We start from the raw sequence: 17,198 nt of genomic DNA, 5'->3' as shown, positions 1-17,198 counted from the left end.
ATTCGGGCATTCAGACGTCACGTCCGTTCACAACCAACTGGTGGACGTCCAACTCCTTGTCGTCCAGGCCGAAGCTGATGATGCGTTCGGGGTGGATACGGATGATCGGTGCGTCGAGACCGTGCGCAGCAGCAGCCGTAGCGTCCAAAGCCTCTGCTCGTCCGCGGATTTCGACGCACCTGACCCGCCATGGGTGTACAGATGCAATGTCGTCCACGACGAAGGCGACCCGCCCGTTCTCCGCGACATTGCGAAACTTACGGCTGCCAGTCATGTTGTAGCCGCTGATGTCGATCGTGGCTGCATCCGGGTTGTAGTGGAACCCGACCGGACTGACTTGCAGCGTTCCATTCGGTTGAACCGTTGCCAGGCGTCCGAGAGTCTGTGTGGCCAGGTAGTCGAGTTCGATACGGGTCATTGTCATGAAACCACGCTAGAACCTGAACAGCTGTAGAGGTCAAGGTCTCCGAACGTACAACTCATTCCATCTCGTCGAGGCTCTCTTCTGCCTCTTCGACCCGGCGCTCGGCCTCACGAAGTTCCTCCTCGGATTCCCGAACCGCGACGCCGGCAGCCTTCTCGGTGTTCTCGGCGAACTGTCGTTCCTGTTCTGCGTGTTCGAGATCGGCGCGGAGTTCCTCGATGCGACGGTCGAGGTCGGACAGCTTCGACCTGGCATCCTCGAACTGGGCGGTCTCGGCCTTGACCCGTCGTCGGACCTTCTCGACGCCTGCCCTGGCTTCCTTCAATTCTGCTTCTACCCTGGCACGTTCGGCCTCGACATCCGGAGTCTTCGTCTTCGGAGTCTGCGGCACTTCTGCTGGTTCCTTCGGGGCGTGCTGCTGCGATTTCCCTTTCACCACAGCAAGTCCCGCCGGTCCGAAGCCGCTGTAACTGGCAGCGGTCACAACTCGTCCGAGTCGGACCAACTCGGCGGTCTCCTCGTCGGCAAGGGCGGCATTGAGCGTCTGCGCGACATCACGTAATGCATCCTCACCGACACTCTTTCCCCGTGAGGCCGCGATCTCACCGGATTTGTGGGCGAGGCTGCGCACCACCTGCTGCCTCTGTGTCGTCAGTTTGCGCAGGTCCGCGCCCGAGAGATGTCGCTGGGCGTCGCGTAGCGATTCACCAAGCGCGAGAAGTGCTTCCAGCTCTTCAGGCAGATCGCGCGAAATGAGATTGACCAACCAGCCTACGGTGGTCGGCTTTCGAAGTTTTCCGATAGCCGTGGCCAGTGCGCGGTCGTTGCCCTCCCGCGCAGCCTTCGCATGCTTCGTACGCGCCTCGACGAACTCGCCGGGGTCGAGGCCGTACAGTTCGTCGGCGACATCATCGAGGGTCACGTATCCATACTGTCATTCGGCGGGTGGTTCGAAGACTGTCTTCCAGTCGTTTCTGATACTCACCACGGTCCACCCGTTTCTGCGCGAGGTGTCGAGCGCGTGCTCGGCCCCGTCCACGTAGTCGAACTCGCGTTCCGGATCGTCATGGAGCACGAGAAGGCGAAGTGCGGGAACGTTCGGGTGGTCGGCGAACTTCAACATAGGTACGTCACCGTTGCTGTTTCCGGCCGCGAGAACAGGTCGTCGACCGATTCGGTTCCAGATCTGGACGGGCTTGGCCGGCCCGTCGTCGACGACATCCGTTTGAGGCTGACGAAGGATCGTGCCGCTGTGACCGTCGTCCTTCCACGTCAGAGCCACGCCGCTGCCGATGACGCGATCTCGGGGGATGCCGTAGACCTCCTGGCTGATCGGCCGCATGAAGTCGCGTCCGCCGCCGGACACTATGTAGTTGGAGAATCCTTTGGCTGCAAGGTAATCGAGCAACTCCACCATGGGCGAATAGCTGCAGTGCAAATATTTGCGATCGAGAGTGGGATGCGAAGCAGTGCGCAGGTAGGTATCGGCGTGGTTCTCGAATTCGTCGACTGTGACTTCGGCGAATGCCGCCAGGACACCGGCCGCGAGCACCTTCAGTGCGCTGTCGTCGCCGCGATAGTGCTTCGAGATCACATCGTTCAACCAGGCGTAGTCCTGTTCGAACGCCGCCTGCCACGGTTGACGGTTGCGAAGAGTCGGATCCTGGTTGGTCATCTCGACGAGGCGGCGCAAGATGAAGTCGAGCTGGATCGGCATCGGTTTCTCACACCACAGGGTTCCGTCGTTGTCGAAGACCGCGATCCTGTCTTCCGGTGCGATTTCGTCCGGACTTCCCTCCGTCGTCGCGCGTTCGACGAATTGCAGGATGGCTTGTTTCGACGTGCCGTCCTGCCAGCTCGGAAGCGGGTCAGGGCTACCGGAGTCGGAGGGTTCGACGAAGTGATTGTTCATGTGGTCTCTGGCTTCCAGTGAGGTGATGACAGACCCGGCACTTTCATACTCGGACTTCCTGCCGAAGATGGCATCGCCCATTTCGGGCGACAGCGCTTCGGTGAGCACAATCGGGGTATGCGATTGACCATGCGGCCGTAGAGGCTGGCATTCAGATCACCTACAAGGAGCCAGGTCATGGCCAACGCATTCAAAGGCGTCGTCAACCTCGATATTCGCGATTCGATTCCCGACTGGAGCCCATACGAGCAGCCGAAGGCTGCCGCCGGCACGCCGAACATTTTCTACATCGTTCTCGACGACGTCGGATTCGGCGCCTTGGGTTGCTACGGGGGACCGATCGAGACGCCGAACATCGACCGCATCGCGGGCAACGGATTGCGGTACGGGCAGTGGCACACCACAGCGCTGTGCTCACCGACGCGATCGTGTCTGCTCACCGGCCGGAACCACACGACCAACGGAATGGCTTGCATCAGTGAGTGCGCGGTCGGGTTTCCCGGCGGGAACGGTCACATCCCTCCCGAATGTGCCACGCTCGCCGAGGTTCTGGTCGAGCAGGGGTTCAGTACCGCGATGGTCGGGAAATGGCACCTCTGCGCCGAAGACGAGATGAATCTTGCTTCCACAAAACGGAATTGGCCGGTCGGTCGCGGATTCGAGCGGTTCTACGGCTTTCTCGGTGCCGAGACCAATCAGTGGTATCCCGACCTCGTTCACGACAACCATCCCGTCGAACAGCCGTCGACGCCGGAAGAGGGATACCACTTCAGTGTCGACATCACAGACCGGGCGCTCGAGTACATCGGTGACGTGAAGTCGATAGCTCCGGAACGGCCGGTATTTCTCTACTACGCCCCCGGGTGCGCACACGCTCCACATCACGCGCCCCGCGAATGGGCCGATCGCTACGCAGGAAGGTTCGACGCGGGGTACGAAGCCATGCGTGATGAGATTCTGGCGAGGCAGAAGGAAATGGGACTCGTCCCGAACGACACGACTCTGCCCTCACTCAACCCGATAGGCACTCCTGACACCCGCACCGGACCTGACGGCGAACCGTTCCCGCCGCTGGATTTCACTCGACCATGGGACACTCTCTCCGCTGACGAGCAACGACTGTTCTCACGGATGGCGGAGGTGTACGCGGGCTTCCTCTCGCACTGCGACGATCAGATCGGACGCCTGCTCGCATACCTCGAAGAAATCGAGCAGCTCGACAACACGATCATCGTGGTGGTCTCCGACAACGGTGCCAGCGGTGAAGGCGGACCCGACGGATCCGTCAACGAGAACAAGATTGCGAACGGCGTACCCGACGACCTCGCCGAGAACCTGTCAAAGCTGGACGAGTTGGGCAGCACCGAGACATACAATCACTACCCCAACGGGTGGGCGATGGCGTTCAACACTCCATTCAAGATGTGGAAGCGGTACTCGTTCAACGGTGGAACCTGCGACCCCTGCATCATCTCGTGGCCGGAAGGCATCGACGCCCGTGGTGAGATTCGAGATCAGTACCACCACGCTATCGACGTCGTCCCGACTCTGCTCGACTGCGTCGGCGTCGACTTGCCCGACACGGTGAAGGGATACACCCAGCACCCGATCCAAGGCGTGAGCATGCGGTACAGCTTCGACGCCGGCAACATCCCCACCGCCAAGCACACCCAGTTCTATTCGATGCTCGGAGGACGAGGGATTTGGCATGACGGCTGGAAGGCAGTCACCACGCACCCGACTCTGAGCGGGTGGGGCCATTTCTCGGAAGACACCTGGGAGCTCTACCACACGGAGGTCGACCGAGCCGAGCTCCGGAACCTTGCGGATGAAGAACCCGGCAGGCTGGCCGAGCTCGTGGGGTTGTGGTTCCACGAGGCCGGTGCCAATCAAGCTCTGCCACTGGACGATCGGTCCGGTGTCGAACTCCTCACCACGCCTCGCCCCCAGCTCGCTCCGCCGCGCAACCGGTACGTCTACCGTCCAGGGGGAGCCGAGGTACCGGAGGCCGTCGCCGTCAACCTTCGTAATCGTTCCTTTTCGATCGGAGCAGTTGTCGACTTGGCCGAACCGGGTGCGGCCGGCGTGCTGTTCTCGCATGGCGGCAGGTTCGGCGGTCATTCGCTGTACGTCAAGGACAACCGACTGCATTACGTGTACAACTTCCTCGGCAGTGAACAGCAGAAGATCGATGCCACCGAAGACCTTCCGATCGGCGAAAACGTGATCTTGGCAGCAACTTTCGAGAAGGAAGGTGAGGACCCGCCGGGCACTGCGCACGGGGTGCTCGGTCTCTACTACGGCGACCGGAAAGTCGGTGAGGGCAGAATCCGCACTCAGCCAGGCAAGTTCAGCATCGGCGGCGGCGAAGGGCTCAACGCAGGCCGTGACAGCGGGGAGCCTGTGACCGACGATTACCCGGGTACGTCACCTTGGGCGTTTACCGGTGGAACGCTCAACCGAGTGGCGATCGACGTCAGTGGTGAACCGTACGTCGACCTCGAACGCGAAGCAGTGGCGATGCTCTCGCGTGAATGACAGATCCGAGCGCGTCTAATCCGAGCTGGGTGGAAGGTATCTCACGGTGGGTATGCCGCCGGGGCCGTCCAAGCGGACCTCGGCGTCGACCTGGTAGACCTCGGCTATCAGGTCGGCGGTGAGGACATCGGTCGGGCTTCCGTGGGCCACGATGGATCCACGGTTCAGCATCACTATCGAATCGCAGAACATGGCGGCCAGATTCAGATCGTGCAAAGCCATGATCGTGGTGGTGGGCAGGCGTCGCACGAGCGCGAGCAATTCGAGTTGGTGGTTGATGTCCAGGTGATTGGTCGGCTCGTCGAGTAGCAGCTCGTGAGGTTCCTGAGCGAGGGCGCGCGCGATCTGGACGCGTTGGCGCTCCCCACCCGAGAGCGTGTGCCACGAACGGTCCAGCATGCCGCCGAGATCGGTGTGTTCGATCGCAGCGCGGACGGCGTCGCGGTCGGAATCCGACTGCCCGCCCCATAGTCCGCGATGCGGTGTGCGTCCGAGTTCGACGACCTCGGCTACCGTCAGGTCGATCTCGGTGTTGCTGTGCTGATCGACGGTGGCAATCCGGCGCGCGACATCGCGGCGTTTCCAGTCAGGCAACGGAGTTCGGTCCAGAGCCACCACACCGGACGTCGGACGGTTCTGCCCGGCAAGCAGTTTCAGCAGTGTCGACTTACCCGAGCCATTGGGGCCGAGGAGTCCTACCGTGCTTCCGACGATGGGGGACACGTCGAGGTCGTCGACTATGAGCGCCTCGCCGACCCGCCAGCTGACACCGGTTGCTTCGAGTGTCATGGCCTGGCCTTCCGTCTCCAGAGTATGACGGCGAACGCAGGCACACCGACCAGTGCGGTCACCACGCCGGCCGGGAGTTCCTGCGGTGCAATGGCTGTGCGTGCCACAGCGTCGACCCAGACCAGGAAGATGGAGCCGATCAGTGCAGACGCGGGCAGGAGTCGGCGGTGGTTCGACCCGACGAGGGCCCGTGCCGCATGAGGGAGGACGAGGCCCACGAAGCCGATGGCGCCAGCGACGCTCACGATCACCGCGGTCATCAAAGCTGTTGCCAACAAAAGGGTCACGCGCACCCGCCACACGTTCACTCCCAGTGACGCCGCCGCGTCTTCACCGAAGGCGAAGGCGTCGAGTGCGCGGGAGTGAGTCAGACAGACCACGAGGCCGACTGCGACCACCGCAGCGCAGAGCGCGACGTCGAGCCAGTCGGCGCCACCGAGTGAGCCCAGGAGCCAGAACATCACGCCGCGGGTCTGCTCGGGATCGGCCGAGGTGATGACGATGAACGAGGTGAGCGCGGAGAACAGTTGGGTCGCGGCGACACCGGCCAGGATCACCCGATCCGGCGTGCCGCCGGCCGCGTGGGCGAGCAGCAGCACAAGGGCAAAGGAGATCACCGCGCCGATGAAGGCGCCGCTCGACAGGCCGATCACTCCCGACCCCACTCCGAGGATCACGATCAGTACGGCACCGGTCGAGGCGCCGGACGAGATGCCGAGGACAAACGGATCGGCCAGTGGATTGCGAAGCAGCGACTGCATGATCGCTCCACACAACCCGAGACCGGCACCGCAGAGCGCGGCGAGCAGAGTACGCGGCAGACGGAGATCCCACACGATGCCGTCGCGGATAGGTGTGACGTCCGCCGCGGTACCTCCGAGGTGCCCGACGAGGATCGAGGTCACCTCACCGACCGACAGGCCCGCCGGCCCCAACGTGATCGCCACGGCGGCCGACCCGGCCAGCGTGACAACACCGATCACCCACAGCAGGCTGACGGCAGTCGGGTTGTCACGCAGCCGAACTCTTGTCGTCATCTCACGCCGTAGACCACGTAGTCGTCGAACAGTTGCCAGACCGTACCCGACTCCCGGAAACCTGCTTGCGCGAGCGCCGCCAATTGGAAATCGACGGCGGTGGGCGCGGTGGCGTCGCGACCGGCGAATCTGCGCTCACGCTCGTCGGTCAGTGCCCCGATCCCGGGGGTGGCCCGCAACTCGTCCCACCAGCTGTCCCACTCGGGAGCCCCGGCAGCAAAAGCGGAGCGTTGTGTCTGCTCGTCGTGCGCCTTCGCCCACCGTCCGATGACAGGGGAGCGACCGTCGAAGCGAAAGTGATCACCGTTGAGCAGAACGCCGTCGGGGCTCAGCAGTTCGCGGCACTGCCGGTACACCTCGACGAGCTGCTGCGGTTGCAACCAGTGCAGCGCGGTCGTCGACACGATCGCCTGAACCGGCGCAGTCACCGAAGTCGGCCAATCGGTACTCAGCAGGTCTGCGTCGACCAGCTGCATTCGGTCGCCGAAACGAGTCGACGACTGGCGGGCGACTTCCAGCAACATCGGGTCGTAGTCGATCCCCACAACGCTCGCGTGCCCGAACTTCTCGAGGATCCGGACGCTCAACGAACCAGGTCCGCAGGCCAGGTCGACGACTGTGAACGGAGCGTGCGCGTACTGCAATTCGAGAACGTCGAGAATCACGTCGAAGCGCTTCTCGCGATCGGCGATGTATGCCGCCTGCTGGTCGTCCCATTGACGCACCAGTTCGCTGACTTCCGTGGACATCTAGACCACGCCCAACCGGCGCAGGCCGTCGGAGAGTTGTTCGATGCCACCGACGTTGCGGATCGAGGGATCCATCGTCGTGCCTTCGAGGATGATGTATCGCTTGTTCTTCACTGCGGTGAGCTTGCTGGCTACCGGGTCCGATTCGAGGAACGCGATCTTGGCCGCCGCACTGTCGCCGTCTCCGCCGCGGTCGAGATCAGCGAGCACCAGCACGGTGGGGTCCCGGTCGAGCACACTCTCCCAACCGATTTCGGGCCAGTACTGCTTGTTGTCGTCGAAGGCGTTCTTTGCGCCCACCGCGTCGGTCATGATTCCCGGTGCGCCGCAGCACCCGGCGAAGTACGGGGTCTTCGTGGCGGCGTACCACCACGCCAGTGTCACATTCTCGGCTCCCAGTGACGCCGTGGCGGTGGCCGCGCGATCCTTCAAACTCTCGGTCAGCTCGGCACCTTTGTCCTTGACATCGAACAGTGTTGCCACGTCCCCGATTTCGTCATACAGGTCGTCGAGTGTGAGAGCCTTGTTCTGCTCTGCGTCCTGGCCGGTGCACTCACTGGGTGACTGATATGTCGCGACACCGAGGTCAGTGAACTTGGTTCGGTCGGCGATGCCCTCCGAAGTGAACGTGTAATTGAAAGTCGTGTAAACCATGTCCGGTTCGCGTTCGAGGACACTCTCGAATGACGGGAACTCGGTGTCGAAGGCCTGGACCTGACCGCGCGCCTCACGCAGTTCGGGGAGGACATCGTCATCGCTCATGGCGTAGCCGGCCATCCGGTCCTGCACTCCCAGCGCGAACAGCATCTCGGCGGCAGGCTGATTTACCGCGATCGCTCGTTCGATCGGTCGCTCCACCGTGACGTCTCGGCCACAGTTCTGAACAGTGGCGCCGGATTGTTCGAAAGAGTTGGATTGTTCGGCAGCACTGTCTTCGGAGGAACAGGCAACCAACGATGCACCCAACAGAGCCGCGACGGCAGCGGCGGATACGCGAAGTGTGGACAGACGCATGGAATCTCGTTCTCGCAGGGGCTCGTTCGCGGAGCCCGTTACCGTGTGAACAGGCGCCTGTTGGCCCCTGCTGCCAGCCGGTATTCGGACTCGAGATCACTCCACCCGAGCGCCTTCCCAGATTCTCATCCAGTGGCGTAAGCCCGGGCGGTCACCCTCACCGCTGCGCGTCAGTTCCGGATTCACACCGGATTCCCTGACCCCCTGTGTGGAGGTCTGCTGGCACAGAGGAACTTATCACCGCAGTGCACAACCGGTCAGGTCGGCCGGTGAGGGCGATCAGATCTCGATCGCCAGGTCGTCGATGTCGGTCAGGGTTCCACCGTCGGCGAGGATGCGCTCGTAGTTCTCGCGCCGGCGGAGGTCGATTTCGGTGTTGCTGACGCCGTGCTTCCAGTATCCGAATATCGCGACGTCGTCTTTGTCGAGTCCGACGGTCGATCGAAAGTGCTTCCGGATTGAGCGCATCTCGTTGCGTTCACCGGCTCCCCACACGACGTAACTCTCGGGATCGGCGAGCTCGCGTGCTCGTGCTGTCAGAGGGCCGTCGGACTCGGCGGGATCGGCGCTCACGCGATGAAGTTCCAGGCCGGGGAGGGTGGGAAGTTCGTCGAATGCGACCTCGTCATCTGTTGTGACCCAGCCGATTCCGACCACGTCGGTAGGTAGCTGCTCGATGATCGAGTACAGCGCAGGTATTGCGGTGCCGTCCAGAAAAAGTGCGATCCGTCGACCTGGAACGTCGGGGACCAAGAAGTGTGGTCGCGGACCGGTGAGACCGAAGGTGTCACCGATGGTCAACGCCGCTGCCCACCTCATCATCGGGCTGGTCTGTCCGTGCAGGACCACGTCGATGACGATCGATCCGGTGGCGGAATCGTAGGAACGCACCGTGTACACGCGCGAAGCGTCGTCGAAGGAAGGCCCGAGATTCATGCGTACGGTGACGTTCGGGCGTGACCAGGCCGGATCGTCGGTCGACTCCGTCAAACGGGCCGTGATCCGCAGCAGATGGTCGCTCGGTCGCTCCAGTGCTTCTACGACCGCGCGAACGTCGTTGAGTCCGCGATTGTGGTCAGCGGTGCGTAGGACGGTCGTCGGGGGAGTTGTTGTGCTCGTGGCGTCTGCATGTGTCATCGACTGTGCTCCTGGATCGGGTTTTCGAGATGCGATCAGGTTAGTACTGCCTAAGTCGACAGATTTGTCCAGAAGTGACATCTGATTACCTGAATGAACTGGCGCAGCGAACAACGCGTTTGAGCGATTTGTACTCGCACTGCTACCGTGCTCGTGATGTCCATACGCCGCTGTTCTCTCGCTTCCGGCCGTGCACTGCGCACGGCCCGATTCGGCGTAGCGACTTTCCGACGGGGGCGTAAGGCGATCGACCGCCGCCCCTCCGGTCTCGTCTGGATCGAAAGAACATTGGCCGTACCGGCCGGATCCGTCTGACATTCGCCACTGCGGCGGGCATCGCCTTGCCGTGACTTCGCAGCACCACACCTGTTGCCGTGCTGCGCTTTTCCCGTACCGAAGTTCTGTGTCGGGTGGTTGTGTGTCGGCGCCGCCGAGCCTGGATTACCAACCAACTCGTTTTCGTGAAAGGTACTCAGCAATGAATCGTTTCGAAGGTCGTCGTATTCTCGTCACCGGCGCAGGATCTGGAATCGGGCAGGCCACCGCGCTGCGGTTGCTCGCCGAAGGTGGCCGTGTGGTCGCTGTCGACATCTCCGAGAAGGGTCTGGCAGACACCCGGAAGTCGGCTGAACATGCCTCGACGGAGGGTCGTCTCGACACCGTCGTCGTCGATATCGGAGACGAGAATTCCGTGATCGATGTTGTGGGTCAGGCGATTTCGAACCTCGGCGGATTGGATGTACTGGTCAACGCCGCCGGGATACTGCGAGGCGGGCACACCCACGAGACCTCACTGGACTTGTGGAATCAGGTGATCTCCGTGAACTTGACCGGCACCTTCCTCGTCACTCGTCAGGCACTGCCAGCTCTCCTGGCCACGGGCAACGCAGTAGTGGTGAATTTCAGCTCCACCTCCGCAGCCTTCGCGCACCCGTACATGGCCGCATATGCGGCAAGTAAGGGAGGAATCCAGTCCTTCACTCACGCACTGGCTCTCGAATACGGCAAGCAAGGTCTGCGCGCCGTCGCGGTAGCTCCGGGCAGTGTGAAGAGCGGGATCACCGACACAACGGCGTCGTATCTGCCGGAGGACACCGACTGGTCGCTCTTCGGCAAGCTGTCGCCGATTCTGAGCACTGATCTGGAGTCCGGCGGCGCCCCCATGGCGGGGCCGGAAAGTGTTGCGGGAGTTATCGCGATGCTGGCTTCCGAGGATGGTGCTTTCATCACCGGCACGGAGATCCGGGTCGACGGCGGCACACACGCCTGATTCTGCGTCCGTCTGACGGCCTGCCCCAGGGCAGGCCGTCAGACGCGAGCCGTCATTCTCGCGAGCGAGTGATAGCGGGGACGACGTAGGACTGATCGAGTACGGCGGGCGAAGGCTCGTACATTCTCAGGACCGGTCGGAAGTCTCCGGGCGGGGAGGGGAGCCAGTTCGCTTTCGCTGTGGCATCTTTCGGCTCCTCGTGGCTGATCGTGATCGTCAACGCACCGTCGGGGTCGTGGACGACACCTGGAGTGCGGTCGCCGATCGAGTATCGGTCGACCGGGTTTGCCACGAGGAAGAAGTCGGGCACCGAGTACATCGTCAACGACCAGAACGCGCTCACCGGTGGAGTGGGGTCGAGTCTGATTGTGTAGGTGCGGTTTCCGTTCAGTTGCTCTCTCTGATCGTCGACGTAGGTCATGATGTACGCCGCTTCGTAGGGATGGTTGCCCCAGAGCCCGCCCTTGGCCGCCGCGGCACGTTCGACGATGCGCAACCTGGGATCGGCGATTTTGAATTGTGGATCGTCGATTGCGCCGACCTCGAAGTAATCGAGGTTGTAGTCGAAAGCGTGGAAGGTGAGTTTCCATCCGTTGACTTCGGGACTGGAGCCTTTGGTGAGGGCCTCGAGCAAGTTCTTCTCACCGATCCTCAATCCGTCGGCGAGTGCGGCTGCCTCGTCGTCAGACAGCGAGTCGGCAGACGGCGAGGTGTAGGGCGAGGGCCCGCGCTCGTTGATTCCGATCGCCGAGAACGAATCCTGCAGCTCTCGGTCGCGCGGTGCAGGCGCAAAGGCCTGCGACCAGATGCGGAGTTTCTCGAGGAACAGGAGGTCCTGGCTGACTTCGGAGTCGGGGACCGGGAGACCTGCCGGCGCCCCGGCGGAGTCGACGACGGTCAGGGTGGTGGCGTCCTGCAAGGCGTGCACGGCGGGGAGGTCGTCGTCGCCACCGCACGCCCACCGGCCGACGATCGATGCAACAGTCGTGGGAAATCTGATCACCGTGGTCTGGGCCGCCGGGGTTCCGGTCCAGGTGGGCGGGACGAGAAGGAAGTCTCCGCTCTTGGTGCCGGTGGCACGGTGCCCGACGTAAGCGAAATTGTTCGTCCAGGCGTCGACGAATTGGAGGACGTAGTAACGGCCATCGGTATCGGGGACGTGCAGCGCGACGGGGCCGACCGAGAGGTCGATCTGCGCCATCGAGTACACGGTGTCGTTGTTGATCGTGACGAAGGTGTCGGCCGGGCCGGCGAGCGTGCGGGCGTGGCTGAAGGTGTTGAAAGGTGCGGCCGGGTTTGCCCCGACACCGTCGTGAACGTACCGATTGACCTGGTCGAGATTGAAAACGAGGGGAAATCCGTAGATGTACGCCTGAGCTGCAAGCTCGGTGCGGGTGGTGCTGGTCATCGGTGCCCTCTCGTCGTTCACGTCGGTTCGAGGTCCACCTTGCGGGAACCCTGTCGTCGCGGCATCACCCGCAAGGGGTGACGGCGGGGAGGGAGTGGACATGTCGGATCAGGAGAAAGCGGCGTTGACAGCGACCGCAGACGAATGGAACGTCGCGATGTGCTCGAACGACGCCGAACGGATCGGCGACTTCATGACCGACGACTGGGTCATCGTTTCGGAATCGGGGGTCTCGACCAAAGCGGAGTTTCTGGCCTTCGTGGCCTCAGGCGACCTGACTCATTCGGCGATGGACCGTGTCGGGAACGCTCGCGTGCGCTTCTTCGGTGACGTTGCACTGTTCACCACACGGATCACCAATACTGCGCACTACGACGGCAGGCAGTACGACGCCGACGAGTGGACCACCGACGTGTTCGCCCGGCGAGAAGGTCGCTGGCGCTGCGTGTTGAGCCACATCACGCCGGCGGTCGAGGCGAAGATCGAGGACGCGGAACCGTGAACGAGAATGCGAAGAAACGCTGATGTTTTAACGTCGAGACTATTGGGTAGTAATACGAGTTCAGTATTTACGACGTCAATTATCGGATTTATAGAATGTGATGTTTTTGTAGTAGCGTCAGATGAGTAGATCATTTTTATACGCATACCGGATGAGGTTCTCACATGATTGTTCTCGGCATTATTCTGGCGTTGATCGGCTTCTTCACGGGGTTGAGTATTCTGACCACCGTCGGCATCATCTTGGTCGTCGTAGGTGCAGTTTTGTCCATCCTCGGTGCTACCGGGCGTGCAGTGGGCGGACGAAAAGTCTGGTATTGATCGATACTGGGCGAGTAGCTGAGAAGGCGGTACTTGGTCTCTTCGGAGATCGAGTACCGCTTTTTCGTTCTTCAATAGCTTTTCGGTGTCTCTACCCGATATCATCACTCTGTTCGGCGTCGGGTAAACATGAAGCATGCTTTCTCGAGATCATGACGAAGAGAAATCTGCCGAGAGATTCAGATTCCCTCGCAGATGGAATCAAGTTGACGAATCACGTCGCGGTTTGGTGTTGGCGTGGGTGGCCTTCACGCTGACGTTCGGCGGAGCACGTCTGGTGACGTGGTTGATCCAGATCGACACCAGGGATGTCGGCGACATCAGTGCCGGCGGCACTCATCTGCACCACTACTTGTGGGGAATTCTCCTGTTGGCGGGGGTGGCGATCTTCGGACTCGTCGACCGAAGCCCTCGCGCACGAACATGGATGGGCATCGCGTTGGGCATTGCGCTCGGACTCATCGTCGACGAGGCCGCGTTACTGATCACTCTCGACGACGTCTACTGGCAGAGTGACGGCTGGCCGAGCATCGCCATCGCTGTGTCGATCATCGGAGTTGTGGGAACCGGGCTCGCGCTGACACGAAGTGGAGCGGAGAAGCCTCGAGGTTGATCCGACTACGGCACGGGTACTCACCCTCGAGCCGGGAAGTCGCGCGGATCGTGAGGTGGCTTGGATGGATCCCAATTCCGCGGACACGTCACCCGACCCCGAAAGCGAAGTCCAAGCTCCGGATCCGATGGCGGTGGCCGAACGCGAAGCCGCCGCATTGGCGACGCCCGTCCGGCCGCTGGGTGAACCCGGACCGAGGTTCGATCGTCGTTCACCGTTCTTCATCGGTCTGACCGCCGCTGCCGGAGTTGCCGTGACTTACGCGGTGATCGAAGTGCTGCTTGCGGCGCGAGGCATGCTGATCCTGATCGTGGTGGCCCTGTTTCTCGCGGTGGGCATAGAACCGGTGATCGTCTGGCTGGAGCGGAGAAATTTCCGACGCTGGATCGCGGTCACCGTGGTGCTTTTCGGGATTGCCGTGATGTTGGCGCTGTTTCTCGTTGCTGCGATCACCCCGCTGGTCGAGCAGGGGCGTCAGTTCGCATCGCACGCTCCAGAACTTCTGACGCACATTCGGGACCGGTATCCCATCGTCAGCGACCTCGACGAGAAGTATCACCTCGAGCAGCACCTCACCACGCAACTGGACGGTTCGGGTTCTGCGCTCGCAACGGGTTTGCTCGGTGCCGGGCGGGCGGTGTTCAGCGCAGTCGCCGACGCCGGAATCGTTGCTGTACTGACCACGTACTTCTTGATCGACTATCCACGAATCCGCACGAATCTGTATCGGTTGGTGCCACATTCGCGGCGGCCACGAGCAATCGCCATCGGTGATCAGATACTGGCAGGCGTGGGTGGGTACGTCCTCGGCAATGTTCTGATCTCCGTGATCACCGCAGGATGTACCTTCGCATGGTTGTTGATCTTCGACGTGCCGTACCCGTTGATACTGGCGCTGCTGGTCGCCCTGCTCGATCTGATCCCGATAGTCGGTTCCACGATCGCAGGGGTCATCGTCGCCTTGGTATCCCTGACAGTCTCTGTCCCAACGGCATTGGCGACAGTTGCGTTCTTCATCGCGTTGCGCCTGCTCGAGGACTACCTGCTTGTTCCGAAGATCATCGGGAAGACAGTGGCGGTCCCGGCACTGGTGACCGTTGTCGCGGTTCTGTTGGGCGGAGCGCTGCTCGGTATTGTCGGTGCGTTGCTGGCGATTCCGGTTGCTGCGGCCCTGCTGCTGCTCGCAAGAGAAACACTCTTCCCCCGCCTCGACGCTTCTTGACCGGCCTCTATCGGGCGCTTCGCGCGCGACGCCGCGAACCAGGATTCGGCTTGGGGCACATCCGAGTCGGGATGGTTTCCCCTTCGTCGGTGATACGGAATACCGATACTTTCTCGCTGCACCCGTGATTCAGATCGACCGCGTATGCGATTGCGGCGCGATCCGAGACGAAATCTTCCATCACCGTTGTACCGTCCGGTAGTTCGATTCTGTAGTTTTCCATGACTTACACAACCTTCTTTCGCTAAGACGATCCTACCCGGCCCGCGAAGTGGCAAACCCGTGGAACATAACGTGCGACAGTCGACTTCGCGGCGCGCCGGTGCAATGTTTCGGCAGTTCGCCTGCGGGGTAGTGAGAGTCGGTCAGCCCGCTCAGGCGGTACGAAATCGAACCATGGAGGATCCGCGCAATGAGCGCAGTATCGAAAGCGATGTACAAGCCACTCTCACTGGCGACGAGCGTCCTCGGCGGCATTTTGGCCGGCGCCGTCTTCCAGCAGGTGTGGAAGCGCATCGGTGACGACAAGAATGCGCCCGAGCCGAAGGACTTGAGCAGGTCGAGCAAGGAAGTCCTGATCGCCGCAGCCCTACAGGGGGCCATATTCGCTGTTGTGCGAGCCGCAGTCGATCGTGCGGGGGCAAAGGGCTACCAGGCGCTGGCTCACGAAGATCCCCGGTAGGAGCGTCCGGTTCGGTTCGAGTTCAGTCGACGACGGCCGCGATTGCCTCGATCTCGACCAACTGATCGTCGTAGCCGAGAACGGTCACGCCCATCAGAGTGCTCGGGGCGTCATGATCGCCGAACGCGTCGCGGACTACCTCCCACGCCGCAACGAGGTCTTCTTGACTGCTCGACGCCACCAGAACGCGGGTGTTGATCACATCGGTGATCGACGCGCCGGCGTCCGAGAGAGCTGTTCTCAGGTTGTCGACGGCCTTGGCTGCTTGCCCCGCGTAATCGCCGACGGCGGCAGTAGAGCCGTCCTCGTTCAACGGGCAAGATCCTGCGAGGAAGATCAGTCTGGCTTCGGTGGGAGCCGTTGCTGCATAAGCATATTCAGCGACCGAAGAGAGCGATGTGGAACGGATCAGAGTTACCGACTTCGACATAGTTTCCCCAAGGAATAGTAAAGTTTTGCAGCCAGTCTTTCACAGCGCACCTGGGGTAGCCAATTCGTTATCGGACCCGTCCATCCGGGCTGCGGCTACGAATGCCTGTCAATGAGCCGAGAAGAAGAGCACACAGCACCAGTCGACGAGTGGCTGACGACCAAACAGGTTGCGGCACTGTTCCACGTCGACCGGACGACGGTATCGAGATGGGCGAGGGAGGGCAAAGTCGGAACGCTGAGAACGCTTGGCGGACATCGGAGATACCGACGGTCGGAGATCGAGAAGTTGTTGCGTAACCGCTCGACGACACTCGATCCGACGTGACTCCGGCGTGAAGCAGACAGGTCGCCGAGCACGATGAGGGCTCGGCGACCTATCTGGTCAGCAGGAACTGATTACGCCTTGGGGACGCGGATGATGAGTGCGTCGCCTTGTCCGCCGCCGCCGCAGAGTGCGGCTGCGCCGATGCCGCCGCCGCGGCGTTGCAGTTCGAGGGCGAGGTGCAGGGCGATGCGGGCGCCGGACATGCCGAGGGGGTGTCCGACGGCGATGGCGCCGCCGTTGACGTTGACCTTGGCGGGGTCGAGGCCGAGTTCGCGGGTGGAGGCGATTCCGACGGCGGCGAATGCTTCGTTGATTTCGACGAGGTCGAGGTCGGTGGGGTCGATGCCTTCCTTGGCGCAGGCTTTGGCGATGGCGCGGGCGGGTTGGGACTGGAGGGTGGAGTCGGGTCCGGCGACGACGCCGTGGGCGCCGATTTCCGCGATCCAGGTCAGGCCGAGTTCTTCGGCTTTGGTTTTGCTCATCACGATCACGGCGGCGGCGCCGTCGGAGATCGGGGAGGCGGAGCCGGCGGTGATGGTGCCGTCCTTGCTGAACGCGGGGCGCAACTTGCCGAGCGATTCGGTGGTGGTGTCGGCTCGGATGCCTTCGTCCTGCGCGAAGACGATCGGCTCGCCTTTGCGTTGGGGGATGGAGACGGGGACGACTTCGTTGTCGAAGTAGCCGTCTTTCCAGGCGCGGGCCGCGTTCTGGTGTGAGGCGGCGGCGAAGGCGTCCTGTTCTTCGCGGGTGATGTGGGCGGAGTCTTGTTGGTTGACTTGTTCGGTGAGCAGGCCCATGGCCTGGTCGGTGAAGATGTCGTGGAG

The 17,198-nt window shown here is 62.0% G+C and carries 20 protein-coding genes and 1 riboswitch; of the genes, 8 read left to right on the top strand and 12 right to left on the bottom strand.

Annotated elements, in window-relative coordinates; translation table 11 throughout:
- Positions 1-10: 10 nt before the first annotated feature.
- Genes ABWI03_RS10910 through ABWI03_RS10900 form a run of 3 tightly spaced genes read right to left on the bottom strand, consistent with a single transcriptional unit; the run spans position 11 to position 2,336 of the window.
- Positions 11-424, bottom strand: coding sequence for a PPOX class F420-dependent oxidoreductase (locus ABWI03_RS10910; RefSeq protein ID WP_166813316.1), 414 nt, complete (start codon positions 422-424; stop codon positions 11-13).
- Between the two features lie 55 nt (positions 425-479).
- Positions 480-1,346: a hypothetical protein gene (locus tag ABWI03_RS10905; protein ID WP_298779684.1), complete on the bottom strand. Its 867-nt coding sequence runs from the start codon at positions 1,344-1,346 to the stop codon at positions 480-482.
- Positions 1,347-1,358: 12 nt separating this feature from the next.
- The gene (locus tag ABWI03_RS10900; RefSeq protein WP_298779687.1) at positions 1,359-2,336 is read right to left on the bottom strand and encodes an HAD family hydrolase; all 978 of its coding nucleotides are present in this window, start codon (positions 2,334-2,336) and stop codon (positions 1,359-1,361) included.
- 177 nt (positions 2,337-2,513) lie between these two features.
- On the opposite strand from ABWI03_RS10900, the gene ABWI03_RS10895 reads away from it, so the two are divergent.
- Positions 2,514-4,874, top strand: coding sequence for an arylsulfatase (locus tag ABWI03_RS10895; protein ID WP_298779690.1), 2,361 nt, complete (start codon positions 2,514-2,516; stop codon positions 4,872-4,874).
- Between the two features lie 15 nt (positions 4,875-4,889).
- Here ABWI03_RS10895 and ABWI03_RS10890 read toward each other — a convergent pair whose 3' ends face one another.
- The 5 genes from ABWI03_RS10890 to ABWI03_RS10870 form a co-directional block, all read right to left on the bottom strand.
- The gene (locus ABWI03_RS10890) at positions 4,890-5,663 is read right to left on the bottom strand and encodes an ABC transporter ATP-binding protein (RefSeq protein WP_298779693.1); all 774 of its coding nucleotides are present in this window, start codon (positions 5,661-5,663) and stop codon (positions 4,890-4,892) included.
- The gene (locus ABWI03_RS10885; RefSeq protein WP_298779696.1) at positions 5,660-6,700 is read right to left on the bottom strand and encodes a FecCD family ABC transporter permease; all 1,041 of its coding nucleotides are present in this window, start codon (positions 6,698-6,700) and stop codon (positions 5,660-5,662) included. Before ABWI03_RS10885 ends, ABWI03_RS10890 begins: the two co-directional genes overlap by 4 nt.
- A complete protein-coding gene (locus ABWI03_RS10880) occupies positions 6,697-7,449 on the bottom strand; it encodes a class I SAM-dependent methyltransferase (RefSeq protein WP_095971314.1) in 753 nt (250 codons plus the stop codon). The genes ABWI03_RS10885 and ABWI03_RS10880 overlap by 4 nt, the downstream gene beginning before the upstream one ends.
- The gene (locus ABWI03_RS10875) at positions 7,450-8,463 is read right to left on the bottom strand and encodes an ABC transporter substrate-binding protein (protein WP_166813304.1); all 1,014 of its coding nucleotides are present in this window, start codon (positions 8,461-8,463) and stop codon (positions 7,450-7,452) included. It lies immediately after the preceding gene.
- A gap of 58 nt (positions 8,464-8,521) precedes the next feature.
- A riboswitch (cobalamin riboswitch) is annotated at positions 8,522-8,702 on the bottom strand.
- Positions 8,703-8,742: 40 nt separating this feature from the next.
- Positions 8,743-9,600, bottom strand: a complete 858-nt coding sequence (locus ABWI03_RS10870; RefSeq protein WP_298779701.1) for a siderophore-interacting protein — start codon at positions 9,598-9,600, stop codon at positions 8,743-8,745.
- Positions 9,601-10,078: 478 nt separating this feature from the next.
- Here ABWI03_RS10870 and ABWI03_RS10865 point away from each other — a divergent pair, with 478 nt between their 5' ends.
- Entirely contained in the window at positions 10,079-10,870 is a 792-nt protein-coding gene (locus ABWI03_RS10865) for an SDR family NAD(P)-dependent oxidoreductase (protein ID WP_283384802.1), read from the top strand.
- 52 nt (positions 10,871-10,922) lie between these two features.
- On the opposite strand, the gene ABWI03_RS10860 is transcribed toward ABWI03_RS10865, so the two are convergent.
- Positions 10,923-12,278: a DUF1254 domain-containing protein gene (locus tag ABWI03_RS10860; protein WP_298779763.1), complete on the bottom strand. Its 1,356-nt coding sequence runs from the start codon at positions 12,276-12,278 to the stop codon at positions 10,923-10,925.
- Between the two features lie 100 nt (positions 12,279-12,378).
- Between ABWI03_RS10860 and ABWI03_RS10855 the strand changes: the two genes are divergently transcribed.
- The 4 genes from ABWI03_RS10855 to ABWI03_RS10840 all read left to right on the top strand — a co-directional run bounded on the left by ABWI03_RS10855 (position 12,379) and on the right by ABWI03_RS10840 (position 14,935).
- Positions 12,379-12,780: a nuclear transport factor 2 family protein gene (locus ABWI03_RS10855; protein ID WP_095971467.1), complete on the top strand. Its 402-nt coding sequence runs from the start codon at positions 12,379-12,381 to the stop codon at positions 12,778-12,780.
- 164 nt (positions 12,781-12,944) lie between these two features.
- Positions 12,945-13,100 (top strand): DUF6131 family protein, encoded by a 156-nt coding sequence (locus ABWI03_RS10850; protein ID WP_003945564.1) that lies wholly within the window; start codon positions 12,945-12,947, stop codon positions 13,098-13,100.
- 136 nt (positions 13,101-13,236) lie between these two features.
- Positions 13,237-13,713 carry a hypothetical protein gene (locus ABWI03_RS10845; RefSeq protein ID WP_003945539.1) on the top strand — a complete coding sequence of 159 codons (477 nt, stop codon included), beginning with the start codon at positions 13,237-13,239 and terminating at the stop codon, positions 13,711-13,713.
- A 64-nt stretch (positions 13,714-13,777) separates the two neighbouring features.
- Positions 13,778-14,935, top strand: coding sequence for an AI-2E family transporter (locus ABWI03_RS10840; protein WP_095971466.1), 1,158 nt, complete (start codon positions 13,778-13,780; stop codon positions 14,933-14,935).
- A 7-nt stretch (positions 14,936-14,942) separates the two neighbouring features.
- Here the strand turns inward: ABWI03_RS10840 and ABWI03_RS10835 are convergent, their stop codons facing one another.
- Positions 14,943-15,158 carry a hypothetical protein gene (locus tag ABWI03_RS10835; protein ID WP_095971309.1) on the bottom strand — a complete coding sequence of 72 codons (216 nt, stop codon included), beginning with the start codon at positions 15,156-15,158 and terminating at the stop codon, positions 14,943-14,945.
- A 189-nt stretch (positions 15,159-15,347) separates the two neighbouring features.
- On the opposite strand from ABWI03_RS10835, the gene ABWI03_RS10830 reads away from it, so the two are divergent.
- A complete protein-coding gene (locus ABWI03_RS10830; RefSeq protein ID WP_007734706.1) occupies positions 15,348-15,617 on the top strand; it encodes a DUF4235 domain-containing protein in 270 nt (89 codons plus the stop codon).
- Between the two features lie 22 nt (positions 15,618-15,639).
- Here the strand turns inward: ABWI03_RS10830 and ABWI03_RS10825 are convergent, their stop codons facing one another.
- A complete protein-coding gene (locus ABWI03_RS10825) occupies positions 15,640-16,047 on the bottom strand; it encodes a RidA family protein (protein WP_296556560.1) in 408 nt (135 codons plus the stop codon).
- A 111-nt stretch (positions 16,048-16,158) separates the two neighbouring features.
- On the opposite strand from ABWI03_RS10825, the gene ABWI03_RS10820 reads away from it, so the two are divergent.
- Entirely contained in the window at positions 16,159-16,374 is a 216-nt protein-coding gene (locus ABWI03_RS10820; protein ID WP_095971307.1) for a BldC family transcriptional regulator, read from the top strand.
- 71 nt (positions 16,375-16,445) lie between these two features.
- Here the strand turns inward: ABWI03_RS10820 and ABWI03_RS10815 are convergent.
- The coding region (locus tag ABWI03_RS10815) for an acetyl-CoA C-acyltransferase (RefSeq protein WP_353804323.1) at positions 16,446-17,198 on the bottom strand (753 nt) is incomplete at its 5' end.

Origin of the sequence: Rhodococcus baikonurensis (genome assembly GCF_040489275.1) — a bacterium.
GTDB classification, from domain to species: Bacteria; Actinomycetota; Actinomycetes; order Mycobacteriales; family Mycobacteriaceae; genus Rhodococcus_F; species Rhodococcus_F baikonurensis.
Note: the sequence above shows the minus strand (reverse complement) of the source record. Positions and strands in the feature narration are given on the sequence as shown.